The 6361-nt window shown below is 58.6% G+C and carries 6 protein-coding genes; 4 read left to right on the top strand and 2 right to left on the bottom strand.

Annotated features, from left to right (window positions below; all coding sequences use genetic code 11):
- The first annotated feature begins 179 nt into the window (after positions 1–179).
- A complete protein-coding gene (locus tag VI25_RS21310; protein ID WP_055562851.1) occupies positions 180–1598 on the top strand; it encodes a glycoside hydrolase family 125 protein in 1419 nt (472 codons plus the stop codon).
- A gap of 116 nt (positions 1599–1714) precedes the next feature.
- The gene (locus tag VI25_RS21305; RefSeq protein WP_072144878.1) at positions 1715–2752 is read left to right on the top strand and encodes a glycoside hydrolase family 43 protein; all 1038 of its coding nucleotides are present in this window, start codon (positions 1715–1717) and stop codon (positions 2750–2752) included.
- Between the two features lie 178 nt (positions 2753–2930).
- Here VI25_RS21305 and VI25_RS21300 read toward each other — a convergent pair whose 3' ends face one another.
- Positions 2931–3836, bottom strand: coding sequence for an NAD(P)/FAD-dependent oxidoreductase (locus VI25_RS21300; RefSeq protein WP_045690286.1), 906 nt, complete (start codon positions 3834–3836; stop codon positions 2931–2933).
- A gap of 68 nt (positions 3837–3904) precedes the next feature.
- Positions 3905–4465 (bottom strand): TetR/AcrR family transcriptional regulator, encoded by a 561-nt coding sequence (locus tag VI25_RS21295; RefSeq protein WP_045690285.1) that lies wholly within the window; start codon positions 4463–4465, stop codon positions 3905–3907.
- A gap of 243 nt (positions 4466–4708) precedes the next feature.
- Here VI25_RS21295 and VI25_RS21290 point away from each other — a divergent pair, with 243 nt between their 5' ends.
- Both VI25_RS21290 and VI25_RS21285 read left to right on the top strand, forming a co-directional pair.
- Positions 4709–5329, top strand: coding sequence for an alpha/beta hydrolase (locus tag VI25_RS21290; RefSeq protein WP_045690284.1), 621 nt, complete (start codon positions 4709–4711; stop codon positions 5327–5329).
- Complete coding sequence (locus tag VI25_RS21285; RefSeq protein WP_316934396.1) at positions 5319–6314, top strand: ring-cleaving dioxygenase; 996 nt, start codon at positions 5319–5321, stop codon at positions 6312–6314. The genes VI25_RS21290 and VI25_RS21285 overlap by 11 nt, the downstream gene beginning before the upstream one ends.
- Positions 6315–6361: the final 47 nt, after the last annotated feature.

The following is a 6361-nucleotide window of genomic DNA, read 5'->3' as shown; positions in this document are numbered from 1 at the left end:
CTTTGATATGAGCGCGACGCCCAACGAAGAGCCGCGGTACCAAAGCCGGATGCCGCTCCCTTCTCCGTGTCGAAAGCCAAGTAACCGCCGCGCGCTGCTCGGGGCACTGGTCACCTACCGGGGTGGCTGGGCGGCCCAGGCAGCCGCGTAGTGCCTCCCACCTCCATCCTACCCACCGCATGAACCGCAGATCCTTCGTCCAGGGTGTTTCCCTGCTTACCGCCAGCGTATTTTTCAAGCAGTACTCCTTCGCTAGTGCAGCCCCCGCCTTTCCGGTGGTGCGGCCGGCGGCGGAGAAACGGCGCTTTCGGAGCCGCTCGGTAGAAGCGGCCATTGTGGAGTTCAACAAGAAGGTAAAGGACAAGGAACTGGGGTGGCTGTTTGCTAACTGCTTCCCCAGCACCCTGGATACCACCGTCACCCACACTACCCTGCAGGGCCGCCCCGATACGTACGTTATCACCGGCGACATTGACGCCATGTGGCTGCGCGACAGCTCGGCCCAGGTGTGGCCCTACTTGCAGTTTGTGAATAAAGACGCTGAGCTGCGGCAGCTGATTGCGGGCGTCATCAACCGGCAGACGCGCTGCGTTATCAAGGACCCTTATGCCAACGCGTTCTATGGCGATGACACCAAGGTAGGCGAGTGGAAGTCGGACCTGACGAAAATGCAGCCGGGCGTGCACGAGCGGAAGTGGGAAATTGACTCGCTGTGTTACCCCATCCGGCTGGCTTACCATTACTGGAAAACCACCAACGACGCGGCCCCCTTTGATGCGCAGTGGCAACAGGCCATCAAAAAAACGTTGCAGACATTCCGGGAGCAACAGCGCAAGGAAGGCCTGGGGCCCTACAAGTTTCAGCGTCAGACGGCTACTTCTACCGATACCCAGCCCATGAGTGGCTACGGCTACCCCGTGCGGCCCGTGGGACTGATCTGCTCCTCCTTCCGCCCCAGCGACGACGCTTCCCTCTACTCCTTTCTCGTACCCAGCAACTTCTTCGCGGTGGTAAGCTTGCGCCAAGCCAGTGAGATGATGACGGCCCTGGCCAAGGATGCCGCCACGGCGCAGGAGCTAACGGCCCTGGCCAACGAAGTAGAAGCCGCCTTGCGTCAGTACGCCGTGGTGAAGCACCCCCAGCACGGCGACCTATACGCCTATGAGGTGGACGGCTTCGGCAGCCATGTGCTCATGGACGACGCCAACGTACCCAGCCTGGTAGCCCTACCCTACCTGGGCGCCGTGCCCATCACCGACCCTGTGTACCAGAATACCCGCAAGTTTTTGCTTTCCACTGCCAACCCCTTCTTTTTCAAGGGTAGCGCCGCCGAGGGCATTGGCGGGCCGCACGTGGGGCAAGACATGATTTGGCCCATTGCCATTACCACCCGCGGCCTCACCAGCACCAACGACGCCGAAATCAGGGACTGCGTGCAGAGTCTGAAGGCCACCCACGCAGGCACGGGCTACATGCACGAGTCCTTTCACAAGGACGACGCCAGCAAGTTTACCCGCTCGTGGTTTGCCTGGGCCAATACCATCTTTGGTGAGTTTCTGTGGAAAGTGTACCAGGAGAAGCCCCAGCTGCTAGCTTAGGGCACCTCCTTCGCCTTGGTGTCCTACCCACCTACGCTCACCCTTGCCCGTGGCGTGGGCTTTGGGTATAAATAACTGCTGAACCTGTCCTGCACGCGGCTTGCTCGCGCCCGAATATGAAAACTCCCATAAGAAAAGCCCTCCTGCTTAGCGCGCTGGCTAGCCTGTTTCTGGCCCCGGCTGTGGTAGCCCAAAAAGCTTCTGCTCCGGCCAAAAAACCAGCCAACGCTGCGAGGCTCAAGACCACCAAAACCACCTCGGGCAATCCGGTATTTCCGGGGTGGTACGCCGATCCGGAGGGCGCCATCTTCGGCAAGCAATACTGGGTGTACCCCACGTATTCTGCCCCCTACGAGCAGCAGGTGTTCATGGATGCCTTCTCCTCTCCTGACCTGGTCAGCTGGACCAAGCACCCGCGCATCATCGACACGACCCGCGTGAAGTGGGCTCAGAAGGCCATGTGGGCCCCCTCGGTAATTGAGAAGGGCGGCAAGTACTTTCTGTTCTTCGGCGCCAACGACGTGCACGAAGGCGAAGTAGGCGGCATTGGCGTGGCCGTAGCCAACCGGCCGGAAGGTCCGTTTGCCGACTACTTGGGCAAGCCCCTGATTGGCAACATTCACAACGGCGCCCAGCCCATCGACCAGTTCGTGTTTCACGACCAGGATGGGCAGTACTACCTGATCTACGGAGGATGGTCGCACTGCAACATTGCGCGGCTAAAGGACGATTTCACGGGCTTCACCCCCTTCCCCGATGGCACTATGTTCAAGGAAATTACGCCCCAGAACTATGTGGAAGGACCATTTATGTTTCGCAAAGACGGCAAGTACTACTTCATGTGGTCGGAGGGTGGCTGGGGTGGACCCAACTACTCCGTGGCCTACGCCGTGGCCGACTCGCCCCTGGGACCGTTCAAACGCGTTGGTAAAATTCTACAGCAAGACCCACAAGTCGCCACCGGAGCGGGCCACCACTCGGTGCTACACGCTCCCAACACTGATACCTGGTACATCGTCTACCACCGCCGCCCCCTCGGCGAAACTGACGCCAACCACCGCGTTACCTGCATCGACCAGCTCACCTTCGACGCACAAGGCATGATAAAGCCCGTGAAAATTACGGCGGCTGGCGTGAGTAAGCAGCCGTTGTAACAGTTGGTCTACCTTCTCAACTGTGGAGAGGTACAACTACTGATAAGAGGCCTTGGACTACCCGCCCTATTCTTATTAGGTTACTGGCAAGGTACTTCCAAGGACTCTTCAGCCGGTTAGCTACTCCCAGTTTCTTTCCCGAAAGTGGCTAAAAACTGATTATCAAGAAGTTAAAGAATTATAGCGTATCGAGCATTTCACGGCTAAGCATGGCGCCCGCCAAGGTGCCGGCAGCTACAGCCACGCTTACCGTGCGCATGGGCGTAGTGGCGTCGCCGGCGGCGTACACTCCGGGGACGTTGGTTTTCTGCAGGGTATCAACGGCTAGGTGGCCCTGCTCGGTGAGCGTGCAGCCCAGTTCTTGGGGTAGAAGGCAGTGCTGGGTGAAAGCTGGCCGGGCGTATAGCGCGCGTAGTGCCACCTGGCGGCCACCAGCTAGCACTACGTGCGTTAGGTAGCCACTCTGGTGCACAATCTGCTCTATGGGTGCTTCTTCTACCGCAATGCCGCGCTCCGACAACCGCTGGCGGTGTTCGGGCTGAATAGTTGATGGGCCGTTGGTGAAAACCGTCAAGGTGGGAGTCCAATTCAGCAGTAGCCGCACCTGCTCCACGGCCATGTCACCATTGAGCAGGATGCCGGTGGGCTGGTCGCGGTACTCGTAGCCGTGGCAGTAAGGGCAGTGAATTACCGAGATGCCCCAGCTTTCGGCAAAACCAGGAATGGCGGGCATCTGGTCGTGCACACCGGTAGCAAAGAGTAGTTTACGGGCCCGAACCGTCGCTCCCGAGGCTGTTGTTACCCGGAAGTCATTGTCTGCGCCCGTGGCGGCAACGGCCACCTCCCGGCGCAACTGCACAGTTGGGTAAGCTAGGACCTGTGCCAGCGCCTGCGCCGCAATAGCTGCCGGCGTGCTACCATCCTGAGTTAAGAAATTATGTGAGTGCGGGGTCTGACGGTTGCACGGCAGGCCGCTGTCCAGAATCAACACGTTGCGCCGGGCCCGCCCCAACGACATGGCAGCCGCCAGCCCCGCGTAACTGCCGCCTACTATCACTGCGTCCAGTACTTCTTGGTCTTCCATAGCAACAAGTTTTTGTCTCTTACAAGGGTATATTTTCTCAAAAGTGAGACACTGCAAAGCAAAAAAAATCACAGCCCAATGCCTTTGCTAAATGAAAACCAAGCAAATTCCTTTAAGCTATTGGGGGCCACGGCCCCAGCAGTAGCCGCATTGACGGTGGCAACTACCACCCCATTGAACAGAGCCATTACCCAGGCCGTAGTCAGATGCAGGCTGATAGCGCCCTGTTCCTGCAATTGCGTAATCACATTACGAAAGCGGCTACAAACGGAATCGTAGGCAGCACAATCAGCATTGAGGGGGGTATGGTGGTGCTCGGGTCGGGAGTGCAGCTTGTTGAAGAGGGCATACTTAGCACCGCAGTCTACTCCGGCGTACAGCATGTATTCTAGCTGCTTGCGCGGCTCGGCGGAGCTGTTCAACGCCTGCAACATGGCCTGCTGGCAGCTCCGACGCATTTCCTGCGCGCACGAGGCCAGTAGCTCCTCGCGGCCGGTGAAGTAGCGGTGCAACGTCCGCCGGGTAACGTCGGCTTGCTCCGCAACGTGCTCCAGCGGGGCCGAATAGTCCTCGTTGAACACGAGAATAGCGGCTTCGATGATGCGGTGCTGAGTTTGCGACGCTGACATGGCGCAAACTTACGCATAAAGTCTCACATTTGAGACATAGTTAATAATATGACTCAGCAACTCTGTTTTCTTGACTGCAATGAAGCCGAGCCTTAAGCTACGCCGTGTGGCTTGATGACAACCAAGCCCACATACCCCAATGTGCAGGGTTTACCCAGCGTTGGGCGCTGGTAGAGAAGCACTCTTTGCGTATACTGCCGGGTAAGATTTCCCGTCGACAGCTAATTCCCGTAGGAGGTATTTATGCATCAAGAACCACTTCGAACGGGCGGGCAGCCCGTTGCTACGGCCACTAAGGGCCTCATTATGCTACACGGTCGGGGCGGTAGTGCAGCCGATATTTTGTCGCTAGCTGCGCACCTGCACGTACCAGGGTTTGCATTGCTGGCCCCGCAGGCCACCCAGAACACGTGGTACCCGAATTCCTTTTTGGCCCCGGTGGCGCAGAATGAGCCTTGGCTGACAGATGCCCTGGCCGCTGTAGGCCGCACCGTGGCCCACGCTCAGGCTGCTGGCATTACCGCCGATAACCTGTACTTTCTGGGCTTCTCGCAGGGGGCTTGCCTTACCTTAGAGTACGTAGCTCGCCATGCTACCCGGTACGGGGGCGTGGTTGCCTTCACGGGTGGCTTGATTGGCGACCAGCTTCGGCCCGAGGGCTACCGGGGCGACTTTGCAGGCACTCCCGTCTTCATTGGCACCAGCGACCCTGACTTTCACGTACCGGTGGAACGCGTGCGGGCCTCCACGGCCCTACTGACGGCGCTGGGCGCGCACGTAACCGAAAAGGTATACCCGAATATGGGGCATACCATCACGCAAGAAGAACTCAACCTAGCCAATAGCTTAGTCTTTGGCCGGTAAGGCCCAGCCAGCAGTACGCTGCTTACCTCTTACCCTTTACCTTACTCTACATGGAACCTCGCATTCTAGCCTGCACCACGTTACGGCCATTGCTGGCAACGCTCAGCGCAACTTTGATTTCTACACCAAAGTTCTGGGGCTGCGCTTCCTTAAGAAAACCGTGAATTTCGACGACCCTGGCACGTACCACTTCTACTTCGGCGACGAAACCGGTTCAGCGGGTACTATCCTCACGTTTTTTCCCTGGTTGAACATCACGCCGGGCCGGCGTGGCCTGGGGCAGGCTACGGAGGTAGGCTACTCGGTACCGGCCGGCAGCTTTGAGTTCTGGATGAAGCGCTTCGACGAGCACGGCGTGACGTACAACAAGCCCAGCGAGAAGTTTGGGGAGCAGTACCTTACCTTCCTCGACCCCGACGGCCTAAAACTGGAGCTGATCGTATCCAAGGCCGACGACCCGCGCACCCCCTGGACAACCTCTGAAGTAGGTGCGGCAGTAGCTACCAGAGGGTTTCACACCGTTACGCTCACCCTAGCTAGCATCAAGGGTACGGCCGAAATCCTGACGGACGTGTTTGGCTATACGCTGCTGGAGCAACACGTGAATCGGTACCGCTACGTGACCGATACGGTGCAAGGCGCCGCCTACATCGACCTGGTGGAAGTACCGGGGGAAGCGCGGAGCGTTACGGCCGGCGGCTCGGTGCACCACATTGCCTTTCGCGTGAAAGACGACGAAGCCGAGCTGTACATTCGCAAGAAGCTGATCGAGAAAGGCCTGCAACCTACTCCGCAAATTGACCGCGACTATTTCCACTCGGTGTACTTCCGCGAGCCGGGCGGGGTACTGTTTGAAATTGCTACCGAAAACCCTGGCTTCACTGTGGACGAACCCTTGGCCGAACTTGGCACCGGCCTCAAGCTGCCCAAACAGCATGAGCACCTGCGGGCCCGCTTAGAGGCGGTACTCCCTCCCATCGGCTAGGCGCAACAAATCCAGACCCCAGACGCCCGGCGCATTCAACAGAGTTG

It is taken from the genome of Hymenobacter sp. AT01-02, assembly GCF_000961955.2.
GTDB lineage: Bacteria > Bacteroidota > Bacteroidia > Cytophagales > Hymenobacteraceae > Hymenobacter > Hymenobacter mucosus.
This window is presented reverse-complemented; position numbering and strand designations above follow the sequence as displayed.